Raw genomic sequence first — 25,770 nt, 5'->3', positions numbered from 1 at the left:
AATACCAATGAAGTTCAAAATACGGGGTGGCTTGAGATGGATTGTTTGCAAGGAAATGCGCTTCCGCCACCTGCAGATCAGGGTTTCCCTTGCATAAATTGTCTGTGGAAATAGATCGTCGGAATAACCAAAAAACAGATATAAGGTTAAGTAGTAATATGAAAATGAAAAACGTGGCTGTGGCTTGTGCGCTGATGGCGGGAATGACTTTTACTGCATCTTCTGCTTTCGCTGCAAAAAATGTTGAACCGACTAACGGTAAAATTCACTTCACTGGTTCTCTGGTTAATTCCGCATGCGGTCTGGCCCCAGAATCCAGCCCGGTGCAGGTTAATTTTGGTGAGATCCCAACTTCTCAGTTAAAAGACAACCAACGTGCTGGTGTTAAGCATGCCAAAATCGTTCTGCAGGGCTGCGATACAACTGTTGCGAAAACCGCCACAGTAACTTACACCCCGGCAACGATTGATACCGACAACAATGCGCTGGCTGCATTTACCTCGGGTACAGCAAAGGGCGCGGGCATCGGTATGATTGACAGTGGTAACCAGGACGTGAAATGGGGCGAAGCCGCATCTCAGGTCAACATTACCGATGGCGAAACCGACATTGATTTCGTTGCTTATCTGCAGGCCAACAACGCATCCGCAGCAGTAACCCCGGGTGACTTCGAATCTACCGTTAATTTCCAGATCGATTATCAGTAACGATCTGCTGCGGGCGCAATTATGCGCCTGCTTAACCCTTCCTGCGAATAACTGAAAGGAAATGCGGTGATGCCTGGATGGCGTATTTTACTGCTTTTTATCTTCATATCGCCTGCATGGGTTTTGGCTGACACCCATCGTCTTGTCAGTACGCCCGGCAAAATGCGCATGCGGGGAAATATTATTGAGGCTGCCTGTTATGTCGATCCACACGACCGGTCGCTGCTGGTTGAATTTGATGACCTCTCAGCCAGAGATATTTCCGGAAAACCTGAAAAAGTATCTGCGCATGATTTCAGCATTCATTTGCTGGGATGTTCATTAGGGGATTCTCAACACCCCGGGAATCTGTTCCAACGCGCCAATATTACCTTTTCCGGCGCACCGGATAGTGACAATCCTGATTATCTGAGCGTGCAATCGGAAACTGAAAATTTAGCGATAGAAATATATGACGGCAGAGGCAAGCAAATTCATTTGGGTGAGCCATCACCGGATTATGCGCTTAACCCAGGGAAAAACACGCTCAATTTTACGGCTTATTTGATCTCCCGCGACGGAAGAATGACGTCTGGTGAATTTACTGCAGTCACGCATTTTGTTGTGAATTATCTCTGAGCTGCACAGCAATTCGGGTATCTGAAGGTTTGCGAACGAAAATGATCACGCTGAAAACAGATAAAAAACGTCTGGCGCTTTTAATTGCTCTGGTCTGTGCCTCTTCATGGGCTAAAGCGGATGAGTCTATTGAATTTAATACTGACGTCCTGGATGCCAGTGACAGACAAAATGTCGATTTACAGCGTTTTTCCGAAGGCAACTTTGTGACTCCCGGAGAATATCTGCTGGATGTTCGTATTAACAGCCAGGAGATCCCTCAGCAGTCGATCCGTTATATCGTTGATCCTGCCAACGCGCATAAATCCATGGCGTGCCTGACGCCGCAACAGCTCGAATTACTGGCGCTCAAAGAAGAGGCGCTGACCTATATTCATCCGATTAGCGCGACCTGCTATGACATTTCCCGCCTGCCGGGTGTGGTGCTGAATAATAGCGCAGGCGTACTGGACATTACCGTGCCACAGGCATGGATGAAATATACCGATCCAGACTGGACGCCGCCGGAGCGCTGGGATAACGGCGTCGCGGGACTGATTTTCGACTACAGCGTTTCGGGCCAGGCCACACATTACGAACAAGGTGGCGATCATTACCGCTCACTGTCTGGTTATGGACAGACGGGCTTTAACCTCGGCGCGTGGCGCTTTCGTGGCCAGTATCAGGCCAATTATGCTTCGGATGAAAATCGTGGGCGTATCGACTGGGATCAGATCTATGCCTATCGCCCGTTACCGATGCAGGCTGCAAAACTGACGGTCGGTGAAATATATCTGAATTCCCAGGTGTTTGATTCAGTGCGATTTACGGGGGCTAACCTCGCCAGCGACGAGCGCATGCTACCACCGAATTTGCAGGGCTACGCGCCCGAAGTGCACGGCATCGCCCGCAGTAATGCGAAGGTCACCGTCAGTCAGCAGGGGCGTGTTATCTATCAAACCACTGTTCCAGCGGGGCCATTTAATATTCAGGATCTACATGGCTCGGTACGCGGCACGCTGGATGTTCGCGTCGAAGAGCAGGATGGCAGCGTACAAACCTTTCAGGTCAATACGGCCGATATCCCTTACCTGACGCGCCCGGGCTATGTTCGTTACAACGCCGCTGTCGGTAAGCCATCGCGTTATAACCACGACGTCCAGGGACCTGCATTTTATAGCGGTGATTTTTCATGGGGGGTCAGCAATGCGTGGTCACTGTACGGTGGCGCGTTGCTCACTGGCGATCGCTATAACGCCTGGTCGATGGGGATTGGGCGGGATTTGAGCTGGTTGGGCGCGCTGTCGGCTGACGCGAGGCAATCCGTGAGCCGGGTGAAGCATCAGGCTGAACAAAAAGGGATGTCCTTTAAGCTCAGCTATGCCAAAACCTTTGATGAATACAACAGCGCCATCACCTTTGCCGGTTACCGTTTTTCACAGCGTAACTTCCGCACCTTCTCGCAGTTCCTCGACGAGCAGTATGAAAATAACAACAGCGCCGGTAACGAAAAAGAGATGTACACCATCACCGGTAACAAGACCTTTTTTGCCGACGACCCGCAATTAGCGACCACGCTGTACCTGACCTATACCCACCAGAATTACTGGGATCGTGGCTCTCAGGATCGTTACGGGGTGTCGATGGGGCACAGCTTTTCGTTCGCAGGCATTCAGGGGATCAGCGCTAACCTTGCTGCTTACCGCTCTGAGTATCAGGGCAAACGGGACGACAGCCTTTCGCTGTCTATTTCGGTGCCATGGAGCGATGGCCGCTCAATGGATTATGAAGTGCAAAACAGCGGCAGCCAGACCAGTCAGATGGTTTCGTATTCCGATAACCGCGACCGTAACAATCCATGGCGACTGCGCGCAGGGGTTTCCGGTGAAGGGCACACCGCGTTTGATGGCTACTACAAGCATCGCAGCATGATGGCGGAACTGGAATCTAACGTCAGCTGGCAGCAATCACGCTATTTCTCCGTTGGTGGCACGATGCGCGGCGGCTTTACCGCAACGCGTCATGGCGCGGCGCTACACAACAGCCAGACGTCGATGAATACCGCCAGGGTGATGGTTGATACCGACGGTGTGGCGAATGTACCGCTGAACGGCGAACAGGCGCACTCAAACCGCTTCGGTATTGCCGTCGTACCGGACGTCGTCAGCTATCACAGCTTTGATACCCGTATCGATGTGGACGCAATGGACGAGGACATTTCCGCGACCAAAGCCATTGTCACCAACACCCTGACGGAAGGCGCGATTGGTTATCAGCGCTTCGCCGTGGCGCAGGGGCAAAAAATGATGGCGCTGCTGCGCCTGAAAGATGGTTCGGTACCGCCGTTTGGTGCCGAAGTGTTTAACGCCAACGGTGTTAGCGTCGCCATGGTGATGGAAAACGGCATGGCCTGGATTGCGGGTGTGAATCCAGCCGAGCGTCTTTCTGTTGCCTGGGGCGGTCGCGCGCAGTGTCACTTACAGGTGCCTCAACAAATCAACCCGGAAGGTAACGTGCTGTTGCCTTGTGAATAATATCAATAACCTGAATGAATTTTGTCATGAAAAATCAAGCATTTTACTCCGTGCAGCGTTGGCTCAAACCCGTGGTCTGCGGTCTGCTTTTTATTGCAGAGATCAACGCCTCATGGGCGGGCATTGCACTTGACCGTACCCGTCTGATCATCACCGGTGATGCGCGATCTGTCAGCGCGAACTTAACCAACACCAGTCCAAGCATTCCGTTTCTGGCTCAGTCGTGGGTGGAAGACGCCAATGGAACAAAAATTACCTCGCCGTTGATGGTTTTACCGCCGCTGCAGCGGATTAACGGCGGGCAAAAGGGCATTGCGCGTGTGACAAAAACCAGCGGTATTAACGCTCTGCCGCAGGATCGCGAAAGTCTGTTCTACCTGAATGTGCGTGAAATTCCGCCCAAGCCGGATAAGCCGAACGTGCTGCAACTGGCGATGCAGTCACGCATCAAACTGTTCTACCGTCCGACCGCCATCGTGCCGGAAACACCGGGCGCCGTGTGGCAAAACCAACTGGTCTTTCATAAGCAGGGGCAGCGCTGGAGTGTGGATAACCCTACGCCGTACTTCGTTACCTTAATCGGCTTAAGCCGCAAGCCTGAAGCGCAGGGCGGCGACAGGCTGACTGACTTCCCTGGGATTATGGTTTCACCAAAGTCCTCTCTCGATTTCAGCGTGGCCGACGGCAGCGTTAGCCAGTTCAGCATGATGTATGTGAACGATTTTGGTGGTCATCCCGAATTGAAATTCAGCTGCACAGGCAATGTGTGTAAAGCATTGCCGATGGAGCAACAGCCCCGGTAACAGGATTCGTAAATGAAAAAGATGCTTTGCGCTCTGCTGATGGCGGGCATGGCCTGCTCGGTTCAGGCCACAAGCGGTCGCCAGGATATGAGCAATGTGTCCGGCGAGTATGGCAACGTCCGCTTTCATGGGCGAGTGTTCGTTTCGCCGTGCGTGCTGGATATGGCCTCCCGCGATCAGACTATCGATCTTGGTGATATTTCCGCCAGCCGTTTTCGCCAGGGCGGCGATCGCAGCGATCCGGTATTGGTCACGCTGTATCTGAACGGCTGTTTAAAGGGCTCCGGTCATACCTTAAGGGATTTCCCCGGGCAGACCAGTGAGATGCCGGAGCTGGCGCATAGCACGGTGGAACGTGGCGTTTCGATGACCCTAATGGCTGAAGGCGCGCCGGAAAACAGCGATTTGGGGCGCATTCGCGGCGATGTGCGTGGTGCAGGCATTCGGCTACTGACCGAACGCAACCAGTTGATCCACCTGAACCAACCGCAACGCATGTGGATCCTCAAACCGGGCGATAACGCCATTCATTTTCTTGCCGCGCTGGAATCTTTTGGGAGAGAGGTGACCGCCGGAGAATTTAACGGTCTGGTCAGACTCAAGCTGGAGTATCTATGAGCGTATTACGTAAAACGCTGTTGTGGGTGGTGCTGGCAGGCTGTCCGATAGCCGGGCAGGCATTTACACAGGGAGAAGGTGAGCCGGAAGGTGGGTCGCCGCATCAGTACGATATTGAACTGAGCTCGCTGGATGTCAGCAAAAACCACGTGGGTGGCAGAACGGAGCCGTTCCCATGGAATCTGGGTGGCTGGTATGTGGTGAATTTCTATTGCGAACAGGCTGACATCTCTCGAGCACCAATTTACTACACCACCACAACCACGATGCCGCCTTCAAATCAGGGGGCGAACCGTTTTCGGCTAAACGAGTATCTGGATGTGGAAGTTCAGGTGTGGGTTGCCGGGGGCTATAAAAAATATGTGCAGGCGCCTTTTACCAACGTTTCAAACCGCAACAGCAACAACAGCTGTAAAAAGCGTAAGGGCTACACGCGAGCGACTAACGTTGAAAGTGGTTCAAAAGGGAAAGTGACGTTTATTGTCACTAAACCCATTATCAATGGCATCAATATCACTTCCCAGTCGCTGGTGGAGGTGGCCGGGCGCATGGGAAGCGCGGGACCTACGCCAACCACGGCGATTTCTCGCGTGGTGATTAAATCCGGGCTGATTACCGTCCCGGACAAATGCACCTTCAACCGGGGAGACAAAATCAGCATTGAGTTTGGCGATCTGCCTGGATCCGCTGCCCGGCTCAACGGCACTAACTACAGCAAGTCAGTCCCTATACATGTGGTCTGTGAAGGCGGGAGTTTCGATCAGGGCGCGCTGAACATTAATCTTGGTATACAAACGACCACGGCGTCAGGTACGGCGGGGTTTAACGGTAATCTCCTTGGCACGCTGAGCGGCGGACAAAAGCGCGACGATCTCGGCATTATGCTTAAAGACGAAAGTGGTGGCACCGTCATGCCTAATCAATTCTACAACGTGAAGGGGTTTTACCAGAATCAGGGCGACTGGAATCTCACCGCTGCGCCGGTGGCAAAGCCGGGCGTGGGAAGCGTGAAGGAAGGTGAATTTGAAGCCTCTGCTACCGTTGTCGCGCAGTTTCAGTAGGGGGATGTCATGAGATTCTCGGCGTTATTCGCGACCAGTATGTTACTGCTAGGTGGCATGGCGCAGGCCGACACCAAACTGGTCGGCGGCGACATGTATTTTCACGGCACCATCAGAGCGCTGGCCTGCAGCCTTGCACCGGGAGGCGACAAAATCGAGGTCGATTTCAAGCAAATCGCGACACAGGATCTCTATCTCTCGGGGCGCAGTAAGCCGGAAAAATTCAGCATCCAGTTACGCGACTGCAACCCTGAGGTTTTCCGTGGGATCTCGGTTACCTTCAGCGGTCGTGAGGATGCGGAGCTGACCGATCATCTGGCGCTGGATAGCAGTGAACAAGGCGGCGCGTCAGGGATCGGGATTGGGATGAGCGAAGAGGACGGTACGGCAATCCGCCTTGATGAGAGCACGTCAGTCAAAGAGATAACAGAAGGTTTGATGACGCTGAATTTCTTGGCGTGGGTCGCAGCGGAGCCATCGGCGATAAAAAATCAGTCTCTCGAATACGGTCCGTTCAGCGCCAGCGGGACCTGGACGTTGAACTACCAGTAGCATGATGAACGTACTGAATCGCATTGCGCCGCTGCCTGCGCAGAAATTATTGCTCGGTATTAGTCTGTTTTTTTGGTGTGGGGCCATGCATCTCTACTGGCCGAACAACGGCGGCAGCGGTCTGTCGTTGCCGCTTAATATTACGAGCTGGATCTACGCTGTTGTACTGGCTGCAAGCGTATTGATGCTGGTGCCTCGTCAACGCTGGCGCATCACTGTGCCCGCTGCGGGTTTTACAGTCGGGGTGTTCATCCTGACGTTGCTTTGCCTGCTAACGCCTGATGTCTGGCAGGCCGAGGCACTGCTGGTGGCGGGGGCGTTACTGGGCGGTGTGAGCGTCTATCTGGTCACATTACAAATTCCGCTCACGGCAAACACCCTGACGGCACTGCTGGCTCTGCTATGGGGAGCGTGCGTGATTGAATGTCTGGCGTTTGTCTATCAGTACTGGCATTTGCCGGGCGTTGATTACTGGGAGTTTGCCTGGCGGCGCGGTACGCGACCCTACGGGATATTTCAGCAGGTCAACCTGATGGCCAGCTTCACGGCATGCGGTGTGCTGCTGTCAGCGCCGCTCTTTTTACGTCTGCACCGCGGGTATCGAATTGCCATTGGAATAGGCCTGGTAATGATGGGATTTGTGCTGCATGAATCTCAGTCGCAAACCGGCTACTTGTCTCTGGTAGTCGGTGAAGTGCTGCTGCTGGCGGTTTTCCCGGCGCAACGGCGCACGCTACTGCTGCTTCTACTGCCGATGGCGTTAGGCGCGGTGATAGGGGCCACGGCCCGCCATTTTTTGTCTGTGGTCACGGTCGATCATCTGACGACTTCTCAAGTGCGCTGGACGGTGTTGAAAACGTCGCTGGCATTATTTGTCGAACGCCCGTGGATGGGGTGGGGCGTGGGCAGTTTTGCTGCCGTGTTTCTCGAACGCGCGGGGCCATTGGGGCTGGGCAGCATTTCGCATCCGCACAACGAACTGGTGCTGTGGCTGGTGGAGGGCGGTCTGGTTGGGCTTGCGGGGGCGCTCTGTTTTATAGCGGGTGGTTTCTGGCTCTGGCTGCACGGTAATTGCTGGCGTCGCGCCTGCCTGGTGGCGGCACTGCCGGTGGTTATTCATATGTTGACGGAATACCCCGTCAGGCAGTCAACGCCACACTGGCTGCTGTTGATCCTGTTGCTTCGATGTGCAGACAGCGCGCGAACGGGAATACGCCTGGTGCTTACGTCAACGTCGCTGATTCGCGCGGCAGGGTTTATCTCGTTACTGACCGTCGCGCCATTGCTGCTTCTCACGCTGCACACGCAACAGCAATTGACGCTGGCGGAGAGGCAGTCAACGCAGTGGCGTCTTGCCGAACCGCTCCCTGTCGGAGGCTGGCTTCTTACCAGTCGCTATCGGTTTGATGTCCAGATGGGGTATCTGCAACGGTATCAGCGTACCCGGGACGCACGTTGGCTGGAAGCGGTTCGCCGCTGGGCGCCTGATTATGTGCGCGTTCACCCAGACCCTAATGTCTCCTTCACGCAAATCTTACTGGCGTTGCACCAGCGCGACCTGGTCGAGGCGCATCGTTTGGCGACGCGCTTTTGCCTGATATACCCAAACGATCGCCGTATCCCGTGGCTGCAGGATGCACGACGTCCTTTTAATAAAATAATGGAATGATATGAACAGATTCAGTGAACAGGCCCGTTATGTGCCAGAACTTCCCCGCAACGCCGAACTGCTGCGGATCACCGGGATCCGTTTGCAGCGCATTCATTTTTTTGATGACGCATCGCTGGATGTTTGTGAGGTGTTAAGCCAGGTACGCACACCGCTCCCACTGGATCTGTTTTTCAAGCACCTTTCCATCACGGCAAAACAGCAGCTTTTTCTATGGCAAATGCAGCGGGTGCTGGCCCTCTCGGGAAGCTATTCGCTGAATTTATCCGTCAGGATGCTGACCAGTCTGTCATGGATCACGCGTCTCACAAAGCAGGGGCATCAGGGGAGGATTGTTATTGAGATTCAGGATCCGGGCTCCATGATGCGCCTGGATAAGGCAGAGCAGCAGGCCGTATGCATTGCCGTAAAAACGCTGGTGCGTCACGGGTTTCGCGTGTGGCTGGATGATGTTTCGCCTGAGCTATTTTTTGTCTGGCGGCTGTCGGGCATCCGTTTCGATGCCATCAAAATTGAAAGTGGAATGTTTCATCAGTTCAGAACATCGGAGTGGCAGTTGAGGGTTCTGGTCAATCAATTTCGTGGGCTGGGTGAACGGGTTGTCATTGAGGGGGTAGAAACACCACAGGATTATGCCATTTGCCGTATGAGCGGCGCAGATGCTGTACAGGGCTTTCTGTTTGAGCAGGAAATTTTACCGAAAAGCCTGAATCATTGCTGACTCAGGCTCTGGCAATTACTCGCTCAGCGTCTGTGCGATATCTTTTTGCACCTGCTGGCGCTGTTCTGGGGTCAGCACTTTGTTCAGGTCAAAATAGTATTTTACGCGATAATAACGCGCCTGCTGTTCGATGTTGCTGAACGCAGAAAGCTGTTTCTGAACGGCAGCTTCATCCCATTTCCCGGACTTGATGACGTCAATCAACGCGCCGTCTTTAACATCTTTCACCGAAATCTGGCTGACGTTGGTTTCAAGCTGCTGGTGCAGTTTTTTAATCTGCGCCACCTGGTCGTTGGTCAGCTTAAGATGCTGAACGACAGGGTCCTGAGCTGGAGCAGGAACATTGGATACGTTTGCTGCAAGCGTACTAAAAGAAGCGCCCGCTAAGGTAGCCGCCAGCAAAGTCATGCGTAAGAAGTTCTTCATGTCGAGATCCTGATAAGGGAATTATTAACATTGTCAGTCACTCGCTGGTTGCGAGTGATTATCCTTTGCAGAATACGATGCCCGCCGCATGTCGCCACGCGAATTTGTTTTGCGGTTGGTTACGGAGTGAAACAATCCCGCCACGGAAAACGTTGTGCAGCGGGAGTGAAGGCGATAGTTATAGCGTGAACGGGTCGGCGTCTTGCCAGGCGGGAAACTTCTCGCGATACTCGCGCAGCGCTGAGAGTGACAGTTCGGCGTCAATGCGTGTGGCCTGATGCGGCTCGGCGGTGGCAATAATCTCACCCTGCGGATTAATCACCCGGCTGTCACCGCGATAATGATGACCGTTACCGTCTGTGCCCACGCGGTTACATCCTGCTACATAAGCCTGGTTCTCAATCGCCCGTGCGGCAAGCAGAAGCTGCCAGTGCAGCGAACGCGGCGCAGGCCAATTGGCAACATACAACGCCAGGTCGTAATCGTTGCGATTGCGCGACCATACCGGAAAACGCAGGTCATAACAGACCAACGGCAGAATGCGCCAGCCGCGCCATTCAACAATAACGCGCGCGTCACCCGCATGGTAATGCTGATGCTCGTCCGCCATGCGGAACAGATGGCGCTTGTCGTAGAAATGCACATTACCTTCGGGCTCAACCAGAAAAAAGCGGTTTACCGGGCCGCGTTCAGACTGGGTAGCAGCGCTGCCCGCGATCAGGGCGTTGGTCTGTTGCGCTTTGGCACGCATCCAGCTTACGACTTCTTCTTGCGGCAACGATTTATTTGCCGCTTCCATGGCAAATCCGCTGGTAAACATCTCGGGCAACACGATGACATCACGTCCGGCGACGGTTTCCAGTTGTCGGTCAAAATGGCGCAGGTTGGCCGGGCCATCCATCCAGATCAAGGGTTGTTGCAGCAGAGTAATTTTCAAACCAGGCACGATCGAGGCTCCTCGTTGAACAACATTTTGACACTGTAGCATGAGCATTAATGAAAATGTGGCAATAAAAAGCCCCGCATTAAGCGGGGCTAAACGTTGTGCGTATATCGTTATGCGGCTTCGACTTTACGCACTTTCTCTGGCAGCTTTACCGGCTGAGTCGCCAGCTCCTCGGGTTCAAAGTCATCCACGTTGATACTGCGCAGTCGGCTCGCTTCGGCTTTCACCAGAATCGCGGCTTCATCTTTATCAATCAGCCCTTTCGCCAGCGCATTGTGCGCCAGTTCGTCGAGGCGGGTAAATGGCAGGTTTTTACCCAACTCTTTACAGATCCGCTGGTGGATAGGGTCGGCTGCAATCACGTCCAGCAGCGCCTCTTCCAGCAAACCAACCGGGTTATGCTCGCTTGGCGTCAGATATTGACCACGACCAATACGAGAACGAGTCGCGCTCGGAACCTGCAAAATCTTCGCGACTTTATGGTCCAGCTTGTCAGACGGAGCATCATAGTGGCGACCGGTCGGGAAGATAACCACGTTCAGCAAGCCCGCGACCAGACGGTTCGGGAAGTTTTTCAGCAGATCATCCATCGCCTGTTCCGCTTTGTACAACGCATCCTGAACGCCCCAGTGAACCAACGGCAGGTCCGCTTCATTACGGCCTTCATCGTCATAACGTTTCAGTACCGCGGAGGCCAGATACAGCTGACTTAACACATCGCCCAGACGCGCGGAGATACGTTCACGACGCTTCAGACTGCCACCCAGTACGGCCATGGACACATCTGAAAGCAATGCCAGGTTGGCGCTCAAGCGGTTCAGGTGCTGGTAGTAACGTTTGGTCGCATCGCCGGTTGGCGTGCTGCTGGTTAAGCCACGTGTCAGACCAAGCCAGAAGCTGCGTACTTTGTTACTGCCAACGTGACCGATGTGTTTGAACAGCAGCTTGTCGAACGCATTCACATCGTTACTCTGTGCCGCAGCCATCTCTTCCAGAACATACGGATGGCAGCGAATCGCACCCTGACCGAAGATCATCATGCTACGGGTCAGAATGTTGGCACCTTCTACGGTAATGGCGATTGGCGCACCTTGATAAGCGCGGGCGAGGAAGTTGCTTTCGCCAAGCATAATGCCTTTACCGCCAGTGATATCCATCGCATCGATGATTGACTGCTGCCCGCGGTGGGTACAGTGATATTTCACGATAGCCGACAGCACCGCCGGTTTTTCACCCAGCATAATGCCGTAGGTAATCAGTGATGCCGCAGCGTCCATCACGTAGGCGTTACCGGCAATACGTGCCAACGGTTCTTCAATACCTTCCATCTTACCGATGGAGATTTTGAACTGGCGACGAATGTGTGCATAAGCGCCGGTGGCCATCGCGACCGATTTCACGCCGCCCGTCGAGTTAGACGGTAGGGTAATACCACGTCCCACAGACAGGCATTCCACCAGCATGCGCCAGCCCTGACCGGCCATTTTCGGACCACCGATGATGTAATCAATCGGTACAAACACATCTTTACCGAGGGTCGGACCGTTCTGGAACGGCACGTTCAGCGGGAAGTGACGACGCCCAATTTGTACGCCCGGCGTTGAGGTTGGGATCAGTGCACAGGTAATGCCGAGATCTTCTTCACCACCCAGCAGTTTTTCCGGGTCGGAGAGTTTAAATGCCAGACCCAGTACCGTGGCGATAGGGGCCAGCGTGATATAACGTTTGTTCCAGGTCAGGCGCATACCCAACACCTGCTGGCCCTGCCAGTCGCCCATACAGACCACACCGGTATCAGGGATCGCCCCTGCGTCGGAGCCTGCTTCCGGGCTGGTCAGAGCAAAGCATGGGATCTCCTGACCGCGAGCCAGGCGCGGCAGGTAATGATTTTTCTGCTCTTCGGTGCCGTAATGTTGCAGCAGTTCGCCTGGGCCTAATGAGTTAGGTACGCCAACGGTGATCGCCAGGATCCCGGAAACACCGGAGAGTTTCTGCAGAACGCGAGCCTGAGCATATGCTGAGAATTCCAGCCCGCCGTACTCTTTCTTAATGATCATCGCGAAGAAGCGGTGTTCTTTCAGATATGCCCACAGTTCCGGCGGCAGATCCGCGAGTTCATGGGTTATCTGGAAGTCGTTCGCCATGCGGCACGCTTCTTCCACTGGACCATCAATAAACGCCTGTTCTTCAGCGGTCAGATGCGGTTGAGGATAGTTATGCAGTTTTTTCCAGTCAGGCTTGCCCTGGAACAGGTCACCTTCCCACCAGGTTGTACCCGCATCAATCGCTTCTTTCTCAGTACGCGACATCGGTGGCATGACTTTACGGAAACCGCGGAACACCGGCGCAGAGATCATGGATTTGCGCATCGGCGTAAAGTTAAACGGTACGAGGATAATGGCCAGAGGAACCAGCAGCCAGACTGACCACAGGCCAGCCACGCCAAGCGCAGCCGTCCAGGCGAGCAAAATTAAGCTGCTGAGGAATAAGCTCACGCGGTGATAAAACAGAACGCTGAGCAGAACAACCGTAGCGATAATACTCAAAATCATCATAACGAAAAGCTCCCTTGCTTGTAGGAGGTCTGACCACTTGTGATGATATGTTTGTAGTGGATGTAAATTCTTTTAGCAATGTGTTTACAAAATAATTACAACAAAGCTCACATTGTTGCTGTTTTAACCGGCACAAAAAATCAAAAGCGACAGCCATTCCTGTGGCTTGTACTTCTCGCTGGTAGCGCTATCCGGTACACTGCGTCTTGTCATTTACATTCATGCTGAAGGATATCCTCATGTACCAGGATCTTATTCGTAACGAACTGAGCGAAGCGGCGGAAACGCTGGCTAATTTTCTTAAAGATGACGCCAATATTCACGCCATTCAGCGCGCGGCGGTTCTGTTGGCAGACAGCTTTAAAGCGGGCGGTAAGGTGCTTTCTTGCGGTAACGGCGGTTCCCATTGCGACGCGATGCACTTTGCTGAAGAGCTGACCGGACGCTATCGTGAAAACCGTCCTGGTTACCCTGCTATCGCAATCTCTGACGTTAGCCATATCTCCTGCGTCAGCAACGATTTTGGTTACGATTATGTGTTTTCTCGCTACGTAGAAGCCGTGGGTCGTGAAGGTGATGTCCTGTTAGGCATTTCGACTTCGGGTAATTCCGGTAACGTAATTAAAGCGATTGCCGCAGCGCGTGAGAAAGGGATGAAAGTGATCACCCTGACCGGTAAAGATGGCGGCAAAATGGCGGGCAGCGCGGATATCGAAATTCGCGTGCCGCACTTTGGCTACGCCGACCGTATTCAGGAAATTCATATCAAAGTGATCCATATCCTGATCCAGCTGATCGAAAAAGAGATGGTTAAACCATAAGAAGACGATTGCCGGATGGTGGCTGAAGCCTTATCCGGCCTACATGAGCACCACGTAGGCCTGATAAGCGCAGCGCCATCAGGCAGTTCACGGTTTTAAGGTAGGTGATGTATGTGCGAACTGCTCGGGATGAGCGCCAATGTGCCAACCGATATCTGCTTTAGCTTCACTGGGCTGGTTCAGCGCGGCGGAGGGACCGGGCCGCACAAAGACGGCTGGGGTATTACGTTTTATGAAGGTAAGGGCTGCCGTACGTTTAAAGATCCGCAACCTAGCTTTAATTCGCCTATCGCCAAACTGGTACAAGACTACCCCATCAAATCCTGTTCCGTGATTGCCCATATTCGTCAGGCGAACCGTGGCGAAGTGGCGTTGGAAAATACCCATCCCTTTACCCGCGAACTGTGGGGGCGTAACTGGACCTATGCTCATAATGGACAGCTCAGTGGCTATAAATCGCTGGAAACCGGAAATTTCCGCCCGGTCGGGGAAACCGACAGCGAAAAAGCTTTCTGCTGGCTGCTCCACAAGCTGACGGAGCGTTATCCGCGCACGCCTGGCAATATGACGGCAGTGTTTAAATATATCGCGATGCTGGCAGGAGAACTGCGGGAGAAGGGCGTCTTCAACATGCTGTTGTCTGACGGACGCTATGTGATGGCCTTCTGTTCGACCAACCTGTTTTGGATCACGCGTCGTGCGCCGTTTGGCGTGGCGACATTGCTGGATCAGGATGTGGAAATCGATTTTAGCTCAGAGACCACACCCAATGATGTGGTCACCGTGATTGCCACTCAACCGTTAACCGGCAACGAAACCTGGCAAAAGATTATGCCAGGCGAGTGGGCATTATTTTGTCTCGGGGAGCGTGTAGTTTGATGCCAGTTGCGGCTGAACCACTTCGTGACTCAACGGCTTGCTGACGACGTAACGACCATCGACGACAGAGACGGTCGGTGGTTTACGTGTTTGTTCAAAGTAGTCGTATCCCGGCTTTAACTGGGTCCAGAAATCTTTGTAATACGAGAACTTATGGCGTTGCATGTTGGCATCGGTCATGCGGAACGGGTAAATGCTAACCTGTACGCTGGACTGCCCGAACACCAGAGCACCGGTCACAAACTGGAAAATCTCATCAATGCCGTTGTCTGTCATTGCGTAGCAGCCGACGGAAACACAGGCACCGTGGATCATCAGGTACTTACCTTCATAACCGTGTGCGCGGTCATAGGCATTAGGGAAACCAATGTTAATCGCTTTATAGAAGCGACTATCTGGTTTCAGCTGTCCACGCTGAACGCTGTAAAACCCTTCCGGACTTTTGAAATCACCCTGACGCTGCTTCGGACCTAAGCCACCGGAATAATTACAGATCTTATAACTGTCGAGCAATTGATACTGTTCGCCCATCTTGACGTACAGATCCAAGGTTCGCTCTTCTTTGAAGATCTGGATATAAACGGGGGAGCCCATTAATTGCTGCTTATATTCTTTGCTGACAGGCGTAGTCGGGCTGCTGCTCAGCAAACCGGCAAATGAAACGCACGGCAATAAAAGCATCGCAAGAAAAAATGCGATTTTACGCATACTGCTTATTCCTTGATAAAACGATCACACACGCCAGGACGGCAAAAAGAATCCCCAAATCGGATAAATCTGGATCTGGAGCGCTCACATTAGCACCAAGAGAGTTTTTCGCAAGTCTCTCGTGCGGCGTTTACACTTTAGTTTTTCTTTATACGGAAAATTGCGCTTAAAGGCAGTCAGACACTGGCGTATTTTGCTGGTTACTGCGCTTCATTTGGTCTTAATCGTGCTGGATGGATAATGGGTCAGGAACGGCTCAGCATTAGGTAAAACCAGACTTCTCACAACATAAAAATACTGTATACTTAAACAGTGACGTGGGAGACAAACGATGCGTAAAATCATACATGTCGATATGGACTGCTTTTTCGCGGCGGTGGAGATGCGCGACAACCCGGCCCTGCGTGATATTCCCATTGCTATTGGCGGCAGTCGAGAACGTCGGGGGGTCATCAGCACGGCCAATTACCCGGCGCGCAAATTTGGCGTGCGTAGCGCAATGCCAACTGGAATGGCATTAAAGCTGTGTCCGCATCTCACTTTATTACCTGGTCGTTACGAGGCCTATAAAGAAGCCTCCCGCCAGATTCAGGCTATTTTCTCCCGCTATACCTCGCTGATAGAACCACTTTCGCTGGATGAAGCCTATCTGGATGTGACCGATAGCACCCACTGCCACGGCTCAGCTACGCTGATCGCTCAGGAAATCCGCCAGACAATTTTTAACGAGTTACAGTTAACCGCCTCTGCCGGAATTGCGCCGGTAAAATTTCTGGCAAAAATAGCTTCCGATCTCAACAAACCCAATGGGCAATATGTGATTACCCCTGCCGATGTTCCTGAATTTCTCAGAACATTACCGTTAGGCAAAATTCCCGGCGTTGGCAAAGTCTCCGCCGCTAAGCTGGAATCAATGGGATTACGTACCTGCGAAGATGTTCAAAAATACGACCTGGCAATGCTGCTCAAACGCTTCGGCAAGTTTGGTCGCGTGCTGTGGGAGCGCAGTCAGGGGATTGACGAACGGGACGTTAACAACGACAGGCTGCGTAAATCCGTCGGCGTGGAGCGTACGCTGGCGGAAGATATTCACGAGTGGTCGGAGTGTGAGGCGATAATAGAACGGCTCTATCCCGAACTGGAACGGCGTCTGGCAAAGGTTAAACCGGATCTGCTGATCGCTCGCCAGGGGATAAAACTCAAGTTTAATGATTTTCAGCAGACTACGCAGGAGCACGTCTGGCCGCGCTTAAATAAAGATGACTTAATTACGACAGCGCGCAAGACCTGGGACGAGCGTAGGGGAGGGCGAGGCGTCAGGCTGGTGGGATTACACGTCACGCTGCTGGATCCACAAATGGAAAGACAGCTACTGTTGGGGCTGTGACTCAGAACAATTGCCGGATGTCGGCGTAAACGCCTTATCCGGCCTACAAACCAGCGTGCAGGCCAGATGGCTACGTAACAACTTTATCCGGCCTACAAATCAGCATGTAGGCCGGATAAACGTAGCGTCATCCGACATTTAGCGCAGAATCTTACTTCGCCGGAATAGACTTCAGCAGTTCAGTCAGCAGCGTCCAGTAATGGCCGACGCTTTCGATATGAACCTGCTCATCCGGGGAGTGTGGACCGGTGATAGTTGGCCCGATGGAAACCATGTCCATATCTGGATACGGTTTCTTGAACAGACCACATTCCAGACCAGCGTGGATGATCTGGATATTCGGCGTTTTATTGAACAGACGCTGATAGGTTTCACGAACCAGGTGCATAACCGGAGAGTTAGCATCCGGCTGCCAGCCTGGGTATCCGCCTTTTGCCTGGGTTTTCGCGCCAGCCAGTTTACCCAGTGAATCCAGCATGCTCACCACGTAGTCTTTACCGCTGTCGATCAGGGAACGGATCAGGCAGTGAATTTCAACGTTGTCGTCAGTCATGGTGACAACACCGACGTTCAGAGAGGTCTCTACCACGCCTTTGGCGACGTCAGAGTTGCGGATTACACCGTTCGGGGTGGCGTTCAGCAGACGCACAAAGCTGTCGCGAGACTGAGCGGTCAGCGCGGCTTTGTCTTGAGTTACGGCATCCAGCAGCAGAGCCAGGTTCTTCTCTTTGGCTTCCAGTTCGTTTTTCAGGATTTCCTGATAGGTGTTGACCAGCGCTTTTAACGCATCAACTTTATCTGCAGCCACGGCGAGGGTGGCAAAGGCTTCACGCGGAATCGCGTTACGCAGCGTACCGCCGTTGAAATCAACCAGACGCAGATCCAGCTCTTCAGCGTGGCCCGCCAGGAAGCGTACCAGCAGTTTGTTCGCGTTACCGAGACCCACGTGGATTTCGCCGCCGGAGTGACCGCCTTTCAGGCCTTTTAACGTCAGCTTAAAGCTCTGGAATCCAGCCGGGATTGCTTCACGGGACAGCGGCAGGTTAGAGGTAAAGTCGATACCGCCTGCGCAACCCATGTAGATCTCACCTTCTTCTTCTGAGTCGGTGTTGATCAGGATATCTGCCTGCAGCCAGTTAGCCTGCAGACCAAACGCGCCATCCATACCCGCTTCTTCGGTCATGGTCAGCAGCACTTCCAGCGGACCGTGTACCACGCTGTCATCAGCCAGAACGGCCAGCGCAGAAGCCATACCGATGCCGTTATCCGCACCCAGCGTGGTGCCACGGGCTTTCACCCATTCGCCGTCAATATAAGGCTGGATAGGATCTTTAGTGAAGTCGTGCACGGTGTCGTTGTTTTTCTGCGGGACCATATCCAGGTGCGCCTGCAGAACGACCGGCTTGCGGTTTTCCATGCCTGCAGTAGCGGGTTTGCGAATCAGGATATTACCGACTTGATCGCGCTCGACGTGGAAACCTTTCTCTTGGGCCCAGCTCAGAATGTGTTCAGCGAGCTGCTCTTCATGATAGGACGGATGAGGAATAGAACAGATTTTGGCAAAAATATCCCATAGCGGTTGCGGGGATAATTGAGACAGTTCAGACACGTTGAGTCTCCTTGGCGATGTCCTACAAAACTTGCTTGCAGGCCACGGGGTTAGCAGAATTAAAAACACCACAAGTCAGGCTTGCGCGATGCGATTGAGAATACCACTTTCTCCGCTGACGGCTAGCATAAAGCATGCAAAAAGAGGCGCGGATTCCGCGAAACACTGGTTTTTAGTGCGTCAGATCTCTATAATCTCGCGCAACCTATTTCCCCCTCGAACACTTTTTAAGCCGTAGATAAACAGGCTGGGACACTTCACATGAGCGAAAAATACGTCGTCACCTGGGACATGTTGCAGATCCATGCACGTAAACTGGCAAGCCGCCTGATGCCTTCTGAACAATGGAAAGGCATTATTGCCGTTAGCCGTGGTGGTCTGGTGCCGGGCGCATTGCTGGCGCGTGAATTGGGTATTCGTCATGTCGATACCGTATGCATCTCCAGCTACGATCACGACAATCAGCGCGAACTGAAAGTGCTGAAGCGTGCCGAAGGCGACGGTGAAGGTTTCATCGTAATCGATGACCTGGTTGACACCGGTGGTACCGCCGTTGCGATCCGCGAAATGTATCCTAAAGCGCATTTCGTCACTATCTTCGCTAAGCCGGCTGGTCGCCCGCTGGTGAATGATTATGTTGTTGATATCCCTCAGGATACCTGGATTGAGCAGCCGTGGGATATGGGCGTGGTGTTCGTCCCGCCGATCTCTGGTCGCTAATCTAAAAAGTTTTCAACGCCTGGCCTTTGCCGGGCGTTGTTCTTTTTGTGCTGTGTCAGGTTACACTATGCCTTAGTGAGTACTCATGGAGGCTGCAATCATGTCACAGGCTAACCTCAGCGAAGTCCTGTTTAAACCCCGCTTCAAACACCCTGAAACGTCAACGCTGGTTCGTCGTTTTAATCACGGCGCGCAGCCGTCCGTACAATCCGCCCTGGACGGCAAAACCGTTCCACACTGGTATCGCATGGTGAATCGTCTGATGTGGATCTGGCGTGGCGTCGACCCGCGTGAAATCCTCGAAGTCCAGGCTCGTATCGTGATGAGCGAAGCCGAGCGTACGGACAAAGAACTCTACGATACGGTTATCGGCTATCGCGGCGGGAACTGGATCTATGAGTGGGCGAAGCAGGCGATGGACTGGCAACAGAAAGCGTCTATGGAAGAGGATCCGCAAGTGAGCGGACGTCACTGGCTGCATGCGTCTACGTTGTACAACATTGCCGCTTACCCACACCTGAAAGGCGATGAGCTGGCAGAGCAGGCACAGGCTTTAGCCAATCGCGCCTATGAAGAGGCCGCACAGCGATTGCCGGGCACGCTGCGTGAGATGGAGTTTGCTGTTACCGGCGGTGCGCCGATCACCGGTTTCTTACATATGCCAAAAGGCGACGGTCCGTTCCCGACGGTGCTGATGTGCGGTGGCCTCGATTCCATGCAAACGGATTATTACAGTCTGTATGAGCGCTACTTTGCCCCGCGCGGTATTGCCATGCTGACGCTGGATATGCCGTCGGTCGGGTTCTCGTCAAAATGGAAACTGACTCAGGATTCCAGCCTGCTGCATCAGCATGTATTAAAAGCGCTGCCTAATGTTCCCTGGGTGGATCACACCCGCGTGGCGGCCTTCGGTTTCCGCTTTGGCGCTAACGTAGCTGTACGTCTGGCGTATCTGGAATCATCGCGTCTGAAGGCGGTGGCCTGTCTGGGGCCAGTGGTTCATGCGCTGCTTAGCGACCCGCAGCGTCAGGCGAGCGTCCCGGAAATGTACCTTGATGTACTGGCTAGCCGCCTGGGGATGCATGACGCCTCCGATGAAGCGCTGCGCGTTGAGCTAAATCGCTATTCATTAAAAGTGCAGGGCCTGCTGGGGCGACGCTGCCCGACGCCAATGCTCTCGGGATTCTGGAAGAATGATCCGTTTAGTCCGGAAGAAGAGTCACGTTTAATCACATCTTCATCTTCAGACGGTAAGCTACTGGAGATCCCGTTCAACCCGGTGTATCGCAATTTTGACAAAGGGCTGCAGGAAATAACCGGTTGGATCAATCAGAGATTGTGTTAAAAGTTTGCTAAATTTTATCGATTTGGTAAAACAGGTGCTTCACCTAAGGAGATCGTAATGACGTTACCGAGTGGGCATCCGAAAAGTAGATTGATCAAGAAATTCACCGCGCTTGGCCCGTATATCCGGGAAGGGCAGTGCGAAGATAATCGATTTTTTTTCGATTGTCTGGCTGTTTGCGTCAACGTGAAACCCGCCCCTGAGAAACGCGAGTTCTGGGGCTGGTGGATGGAACTGGAGGCGCAGGAAAAACGCTTCACGTACAGCTATCAGTTTGGTTTGTTTGATAAAGACGGTAACTGGACGGCGGTGCCGGTGAAAGAGACTGAAGTGGTAGAGCGACTGGAATACACCTTACGTGAATTCCATGAAAAATTACGTGGCTTGTTAACGACGCTGAATCTGGCGCTGGAACCTGCTGACGGCTTTAAGGATGAACCGGTTAAGTTAACGGCATAATGAACAGTGAAATGCCGGATGGCGGCGCAACCCCATCCGGCATTTTTTTATGCTATACCCTAAATAATTCGAGTTGCAGGACAAAACGGCCCGGCCGTTTTGAACAGCGCTTGCGCTGGCCCCGAAGGGGTGAGGCCGTAAGGCCGAATCACGCGGCGACGCAGCGAATCCCCAGGAGCGTACATAAGTACGTGACTGGGGTGAGCGAGGAAAGCCAACGCACATGCAGCTTGAAATATGACGGGTATAATTAGAACTGGTAGACCATACCGACAGCAACGATGTCATCATCGTTGATGCCCAGTTTATTATCGCTATCCAGCTGGTTGATTTTATAGTCAACAAACGCGGACATATTTTTGTTGAAATAATATGTTGCGCCCACGTCGATATAATTCACCAGGTCTTCATTGCCGACGCCTTCAATATCTTTCCCTTTAGAAAGTACATAACCCAGTGACGGACGCAGACCAAAGTCAAACTGGTACTGAACAACCGCTTCGAAGTTCTGTGTTTTATTGGCGAAGCCGCCGGAAATTGGCGTCATATTGCGTGTTTCAGAATAGAACGTCGCAATATAAATATCGTTAGCATCATATTTTAAGCCGGTCGCCCAGGCTTCAGCTTTATCACCCGTACCACGAGTTTGCAGATTCTGCTGGTTGGTACGATCGGAGTTGGTATAAGCGCCGCTCACCGCGAAATCGCTGCCACCAAAGTCATAGGTAACGGAAGTACCAAAACCGTCGCCGTTCTGTTTTTTCACATCACGATCCTGGTTTTTACCCTGGTATTGCAGGGTCAGATCCAGGCCATCCACGACGCCGAAAAAGTCGGTGTTACGGTAAGTTGCCAGACCGCTGGCGCGTTTGGTCATAAAGTTATCGGTCTGTGCGGAGGAGTCACCACCGAATTCCGGGAACATATCGGTCCAGGCTTCCACGTCATACAGCGCGCCCAGATTACGACCATAATCAAACGAGCCAAAATCTTTTAATTTCACACCGGCGAAGGCCAGACGTGTTTTTTGTTGGTTAGAGTCGCTTTCAGCTTTATTGCCGGCAAACTCTGCTTCCCAACGACCATAACCGGTTAGTTGATCGTTAATTTGCGTTTCGCCTTTAAAACCTAAACGGATATAGCTTTGGTCACCATCTTTGCTGTCATAATCCGTCATGTAATGCATGGCTTTTACTTTGCCGTACAAGTCTAGCTTATTACCATTCTTGTTATACACTTCCGCCGCCTGTACGGATGCCGACGCAACAATTCCCATCACCACTAATGCCAGAGTGCTCTTTTTCATTTTCATTCCTGATTAAAAGTACGCGCTAATATTCACTGGGTGTGATCCCCGTTAAAAGACAGGAGGGTTTTTAACGTCTGGCAATGAACGTTTTATGACAAAGTAAGAATATTTTTAAAAAAGGATGTTTTTTTGTTTCTGTAATAAATGCGTCAAAATCTGCCGTTACGCTTGCTGATCCTGCGCAATAAAATTTCATGCTTTGTGCGCTGGTTGTTGGCAACCGGGGCCAGTCCTGCTAAAACGTTCGTTTGAAATCATTTTCCCCAATTTTGAATGGCAGAGAATCATGAGTGACAGCCAGACGCTGGTGGTAAAACTTGGCACCAGTGTGTTAACGGGCGGATCCCGCCGCCTGAACCGCGCCCACATCGTAGAACTGGTTCGCCAGTGCGCGCAGCTCCATGCCGCAGGGCATCGTATTGTTATCGTTACCTCTGGTGCGATTGCCGCCGGACGTGAGCATCTTGGTTACCCGGAGCTCCCGGCAACGATAGCTTCGAAACAGCTGTTGGCGGCGGTCGGGCAGAGCCGACTGATTCAACTGTGGGAACAGCTGTTCTCGATCTACGGTATTCATATCGGGCAGATGCTGCTGACGCGTGCAGATATGGAAGACAGAGAGCGCTTCCTCAATGCCCGCGATACGCTCCGCGCGCTGCTGGATAACAACATTGTTCCTGTCATTAATGAGAATGACGCCGTAGCGACCGCTGAGATTAAAGTCGGCGATAACGACAACCTCTCCGCGCTGGCGGCAATTCTGGCTGGGGCCGATAAGCTGCTGCTGTTGACCGATCAGCAGGGGCTGTTCACCGCCGATCCACGCACCAACCCACAGGCTGAGCTGATTAAAGACGTACACGGCATTGATGATGCGTTGCGCGCCATTGCCGGGGATAGCGTCTCAGGTCTGGGAACCGGCGGCATGGGCACAAAACTGCAGGCCGCCGATGTCGCGTGCCGCGCCGGGATTGACACCATTATTGCCGCAGGCAGCAAGCCGGGCGTGATTGGCGACGTGATGGAAGGCGTTTCCGTTGGGACGCGTTTTCATGCTCAGGCCTCTCCGCTGGAGAACCGTAAACGCTGGATCTTTGGCGCGCCGCCTGCCGGGGAGATTACCGTCGATGAGGGCGCGACCGCAGCAATTCTGGAACGCGGCAGCTCATTACTGCCAAAAGGCATTAAAAGCGTGACAGGTAACTTTTCTCGTGGTGAAGTGATCCGCATCTGCAATCTCGAAGGGCGCGATATTGCCCACGGCGTCACCCGCTATAACAGCGACGCGCTGCGCCGTATTGCCGGACATCACTCACAACAGATCGACACCATCCTGGGCTACGAATACGGTCCGGTTGCTGTCCATCGCGACGACATGATCACCCGTTAAGGAACAGGCATATGCTGGAACAAATGGGCATTGCTGCCAAAGCCGCGTCATACAAGCTGGCGCTGCTCTCCAGTCGCGAAAAAAATCGCGTACTGGAAACCATTGCTGATGAGCTGGAAGCGCAAACGGAAAGCATCCTCAGCGCGAACATACAAGATGTTGAGCAGGCGCGAGCCAACGGGCTGAGCGAAGCGATGCTCGACCGCCTGGCGCTGACGCCGGCGCGTCTGAAAGCGATTGCTGACGATGTGCGCCAGGTCTGTAATCTTGCCGACCCGGTAGGGCAGGTGATTGACGGCGGCCTGCTGGATAGCGGTCTGCGTCTGGAGCGTCGTCGCGTCCCGCTGGGCGTGATTGGCGTGATTTATGAAGCGCGTCCAAACGTCACCGTTGACGTTGCCTCCCTGTGCCTGAAAACCGGCAATGCGGTGATTCTGCGCGGTGGGAAAGAGACCTACCGGACCAACGCGGCGACCGTGGCTGTTATCCAAAAGGCGCTGGAAGCCTGCGGTTTACCCGCGGCTGCCGTACAGTCAATTGATAACCCGGACCGCGCGTTGGTCGCTGAAATGCTGCGGATGGATAAGTACATCGATATGCTGATCCCTCGCGGTGGCGCGGGCCTGCATAAGCTGTGCCGTGAGCAGTCGACTATCCCGGTCATCACCGGTGGCATTGGCGTATGCCATATTTATGTTGATGATACCGCGGAGATCGACCCGGCCCTGAAGATTATCGTTAACGCCAAAACGCAGCGTCCAAGCACCTGTAACACCGTAGAAACTCTGCTGGTGCATCAGGATATTGCTGAGCATTTTCTGCCTGAGTTAAGCCAAAAGATGGCGGATAGCGGTGTTACGCTGCACGGTGATGAAATCGTGATGCAGGTACTGCATGGCCCTGCCAAACTGGTGCCACTGAAACTGGAAGAGCTGGATAACGAGTTTCTGTCTCTGGATCTGAACGTTGTGGTGGTCGAAAATATGGATGGCGCTATCGCCCATATTCGCGAACACGGCACCCAGCACTCGGACGCTATCCTGACACGCACGCTCAGCAACGCCAACCGTTTCGTGAATGAAGTGGACTCTTCTGCCGTGTATGTAAACGCCTCTACTCGTTTTACCGATGGCGGCCAGTTTGGACTGGGGGCGGAAGTGGCGGTGAGCACGCAAAAACTGCACGCACGTGGCCCGATGGGACTGGAAGCACTGACCACATACAAGTGGGTTGGCTTCGGTGACGACACGATTCGTGCGTAATTGAAACTGGGTGATGCAATAATAGCCATCTGATTTAAAAGGCTATTAAGGCATCACCCAGTTAATTCTAACCTTCATCCCGCTGCCGTATTTTTTATCCTGCGTTTTTAACATCATCCGCACCAGTCTGGTTCTGACCTAAGCATTCTCTGGCGCCAGAAAGGCGGCGTATCACAGAATTTTCCCTGCCTGCATGAATTTTCCTGGTCTTCGTTTCACGTATTGTTCCTATGGCCCGATCTATTAGAATCAATCTCATTTTTATGAGGAGTTGTTGCGTGAAATCGGATATTCACAAACTTAGGGAAGGTGCGAATAAGCAGGTCATTTCTTCCCAAGCTGACTCGCTGATTAAAATTTCGCGGATCTGGGCCGATTTTTTTCCCGCAAACACATCGAATCAGCCTATTTAGGCTATTTTTTCCACCATTTCTGGCGTTATTTCCGGTTTTTACTGAGATCTCTCCCACTGACGTATCATTTGGTCCACCCGAAACAGGTTGGCCAGGGTGAATAACATCGCCAGTTGGTTATCGTTTTTCAGCAGCCCCTTGTATCTGGCTTTCACGAAGCCGAACTGCCGCTTGATGATGCGAAACGGGTGCTCCACCCTGGCACGGATGCTGGCTTTCATGTATTCGATGTTGATGGCCGTTTTGTTCTTGCGCGGATGCTGCTTCAAGGTTTTTACC

At 52.9% G+C, this 25,770-nt stretch carries 24 protein-coding genes; 17 read left to right on the top strand and 7 right to left on the bottom strand.

Annotated elements, in window-relative coordinates; translation table 11 throughout:
- Positions 1–158 precede the first annotated feature (158 nt).
- The 9 genes from OGX94_RS24110 (at position 159) to OGX94_RS24070 (ending at position 9,262) form a co-directional block, all read left to right on the top strand.
- Positions 159–707: a fimbrial protein gene (locus OGX94_RS24110; RefSeq protein ID WP_003830808.1), complete on the top strand. Its 549-nt coding sequence runs from the start codon at positions 159–161 to the stop codon at positions 705–707.
- 69 nt (positions 708–776) lie between these two features.
- Positions 777–1,325, top strand: a complete 549-nt coding sequence (locus tag OGX94_RS24105; RefSeq protein WP_003830809.1) for a fimbrial protein — start codon at positions 777–779, stop codon at positions 1,323–1,325.
- A gap of 41 nt (positions 1,326–1,366) precedes the next feature.
- Positions 1,367–3,838 carry a fimbria/pilus outer membrane usher protein gene (locus OGX94_RS24100; RefSeq protein WP_286570081.1) on the top strand — a complete coding sequence of 824 codons (2,472 nt, stop codon included), beginning with the start codon at positions 1,367–1,369 and terminating at the stop codon, positions 3,836–3,838.
- 26 nt (positions 3,839–3,864) lie between these two features.
- Entirely contained in the window at positions 3,865–4,641 is a 777-nt protein-coding gene (locus OGX94_RS24095; protein ID WP_100247262.1) for a fimbrial biogenesis chaperone, read from the top strand.
- A 12-nt stretch (positions 4,642–4,653) separates the two neighbouring features.
- Entirely contained in the window at positions 4,654–5,259 is a 606-nt protein-coding gene (locus OGX94_RS24090) for a fimbrial protein (protein WP_048214874.1), read from the top strand.
- Entirely contained in the window at positions 5,256–6,320 is a 1,065-nt protein-coding gene (locus tag OGX94_RS24085) for a fimbrial protein (RefSeq protein WP_126957794.1), read from the top strand. Before OGX94_RS24090 ends, OGX94_RS24085 begins: the two co-directional genes overlap by 4 nt.
- 9 nt (positions 6,321–6,329) lie before the next feature.
- Positions 6,330–6,872, top strand: a complete 543-nt coding sequence (locus tag OGX94_RS24080; RefSeq protein ID WP_286570079.1) for a fimbrial protein — start codon at positions 6,330–6,332, stop codon at positions 6,870–6,872.
- A 1-nt stretch (position 6,873) separates the two neighbouring features.
- Entirely contained in the window at positions 6,874–8,541 is a 1,668-nt protein-coding gene (locus OGX94_RS24075; RefSeq protein ID WP_257661374.1) for an O-antigen ligase family protein, read from the top strand.
- Position 8,542: 1 nt separating this feature from the next.
- The gene (locus tag OGX94_RS24070; protein ID WP_003830818.1) at positions 8,543–9,262 is read left to right on the top strand and encodes an EAL domain-containing protein; all 720 of its coding nucleotides are present in this window, start codon (positions 8,543–8,545) and stop codon (positions 9,260–9,262) included.
- A 15-nt stretch (positions 9,263–9,277) separates the two neighbouring features.
- On the opposite strand, the gene OGX94_RS24065 is transcribed toward OGX94_RS24070, so the two are convergent.
- From OGX94_RS24065 to fadE, 3 genes are all read right to left on the bottom strand, one after another.
- Positions 9,278–9,688 carry a Spy/CpxP family protein refolding chaperone gene (locus OGX94_RS24065; protein WP_003830819.1) on the bottom strand — a complete coding sequence of 137 codons (411 nt, stop codon included), beginning with the start codon at positions 9,686–9,688 and terminating at the stop codon, positions 9,278–9,280.
- A 178-nt stretch (positions 9,689–9,866) separates the two neighbouring features.
- The gene (locus OGX94_RS24060) at positions 9,867–10,634 is read right to left on the bottom strand and encodes an amidohydrolase (protein ID WP_003830820.1); all 768 of its coding nucleotides are present in this window, start codon (positions 10,632–10,634) and stop codon (positions 9,867–9,869) included.
- 110 nt (positions 10,635–10,744) lie between these two features.
- Entirely contained in the window at positions 10,745–13,189 is a 2,445-nt protein-coding gene (gene fadE, locus OGX94_RS24055; protein WP_003830821.1) for an acyl-CoA dehydrogenase FadE, read from the bottom strand.
- Between the two features lie 239 nt (positions 13,190–13,428).
- Between fadE and lpcA the strand changes: the two genes are divergently transcribed.
- Together lpcA and OGX94_RS24045 are read left to right on the top strand one after the other, a co-directional pair.
- The gene (gene lpcA, locus OGX94_RS24050; protein WP_003031390.1) at positions 13,429–14,010 is read left to right on the top strand and encodes a D-sedoheptulose 7-phosphate isomerase; all 582 of its coding nucleotides are present in this window, start codon (positions 13,429–13,431) and stop codon (positions 14,008–14,010) included.
- 111 nt (positions 14,011–14,121) lie between these two features.
- Positions 14,122–14,889 (top strand): class II glutamine amidotransferase, encoded by a 768-nt coding sequence (locus tag OGX94_RS24045; RefSeq protein WP_003031388.1) that lies wholly within the window; start codon positions 14,122–14,124, stop codon positions 14,887–14,889.
- Here the strand turns inward: OGX94_RS24045 and dpaA are convergent.
- A complete protein-coding gene (gene dpaA, locus OGX94_RS24040; RefSeq protein ID WP_257661375.1) occupies positions 14,860–15,597 on the bottom strand; it encodes a peptidoglycan meso-diaminopimelic acid protein amidase in 738 nt (245 codons plus the stop codon). The genes OGX94_RS24045 and dpaA overlap by 30 nt on opposite strands.
- Positions 15,598–15,928: 331 nt before the next feature.
- Between dpaA and dinB the strand changes: the two genes are divergently transcribed.
- Positions 15,929–16,984: a DNA polymerase IV gene (dinB, locus tag OGX94_RS24035; protein ID WP_003830824.1), complete on the top strand. Its 1,056-nt coding sequence runs from the start codon at positions 15,929–15,931 to the stop codon at positions 16,982–16,984.
- Between the two features lie 151 nt (positions 16,985–17,135).
- Here dinB and pepD read toward each other — a convergent pair whose 3' ends face one another.
- Positions 17,136–18,593, bottom strand: coding sequence for a cytosol nonspecific dipeptidase (pepD, locus tag OGX94_RS24030; protein ID WP_008783788.1), 1,458 nt, complete (start codon positions 18,591–18,593; stop codon positions 17,136–17,138).
- 261 nt (positions 18,594–18,854) lie between these two features.
- Here pepD and gpt point away from each other — a divergent pair, with 261 nt between their 5' ends.
- From gpt to crl, 3 genes are all read left to right on the top strand, one after another.
- Positions 18,855–19,313, top strand: a complete 459-nt coding sequence (gpt, locus tag OGX94_RS24025; protein WP_003031380.1) for a xanthine phosphoribosyltransferase — start codon at positions 18,855–18,857, stop codon at positions 19,311–19,313.
- 100 nt (positions 19,314–19,413) lie between these two features.
- The gene (gene frsA / locus OGX94_RS24020; RefSeq protein WP_043015288.1) at positions 19,414–20,658 is read left to right on the top strand and encodes an esterase FrsA; all 1,245 of its coding nucleotides are present in this window, start codon (positions 19,414–19,416) and stop codon (positions 20,656–20,658) included.
- A 57-nt stretch (positions 20,659–20,715) separates the two neighbouring features.
- Positions 20,716–21,117, top strand: a complete 402-nt coding sequence (gene crl, locus OGX94_RS24015) for a sigma factor-binding protein Crl (RefSeq protein ID WP_003830830.1) — start codon at positions 20,716–20,718, stop codon at positions 21,115–21,117.
- A 250-nt stretch (positions 21,118–21,367) separates the two neighbouring features.
- Here the strand turns inward: crl and phoE are convergent, their stop codons facing one another.
- The gene (gene phoE, locus OGX94_RS24010; protein WP_003830831.1) at positions 21,368–22,423 is read right to left on the bottom strand and encodes a phosphoporin PhoE; all 1,056 of its coding nucleotides are present in this window, start codon (positions 22,421–22,423) and stop codon (positions 21,368–21,370) included.
- Between the two features lie 289 nt (positions 22,424–22,712).
- Here phoE and proB point away from each other — a divergent pair, with 289 nt between their 5' ends.
- Both proB and proA read left to right on the top strand, forming a co-directional pair.
- Complete coding sequence (gene proB, locus OGX94_RS24005; protein ID WP_003031373.1) at positions 22,713–23,816, top strand: glutamate 5-kinase; 1,104 nt, start codon at positions 22,713–22,715, stop codon at positions 23,814–23,816.
- 11 nt (positions 23,817–23,827) lie between these two features.
- On the top strand, positions 23,828–25,078 hold the full coding sequence (gene proA / locus OGX94_RS24000; protein ID WP_257661376.1) for a glutamate-5-semialdehyde dehydrogenase: 1,251 nt from the start codon (positions 23,828–23,830) through the stop codon (positions 25,076–25,078).
- 451 nt (positions 25,079–25,529) lie between these two features.
- On the opposite strand, the gene OGX94_RS23995 is transcribed toward proA, so the two are convergent.
- The coding region (locus OGX94_RS23995) for an IS5/IS1182 family transposase (protein WP_031493805.1) at positions 25,530–25,770 on the bottom strand (241 nt) is incomplete at its 5' end.

The sequence above is a fragment of the Citrobacter sp. Cpo037 genome (assembly GCF_030332945.1).
Classification (GTDB): Bacteria; Pseudomonadota; Gammaproteobacteria; order Enterobacterales; family Enterobacteriaceae; genus Citrobacter; species Citrobacter portucalensis.
The sequence above is the reverse complement of the archived record's forward strand: the minus strand, read 5'-3'. Positions and strand labels throughout refer to the sequence as shown.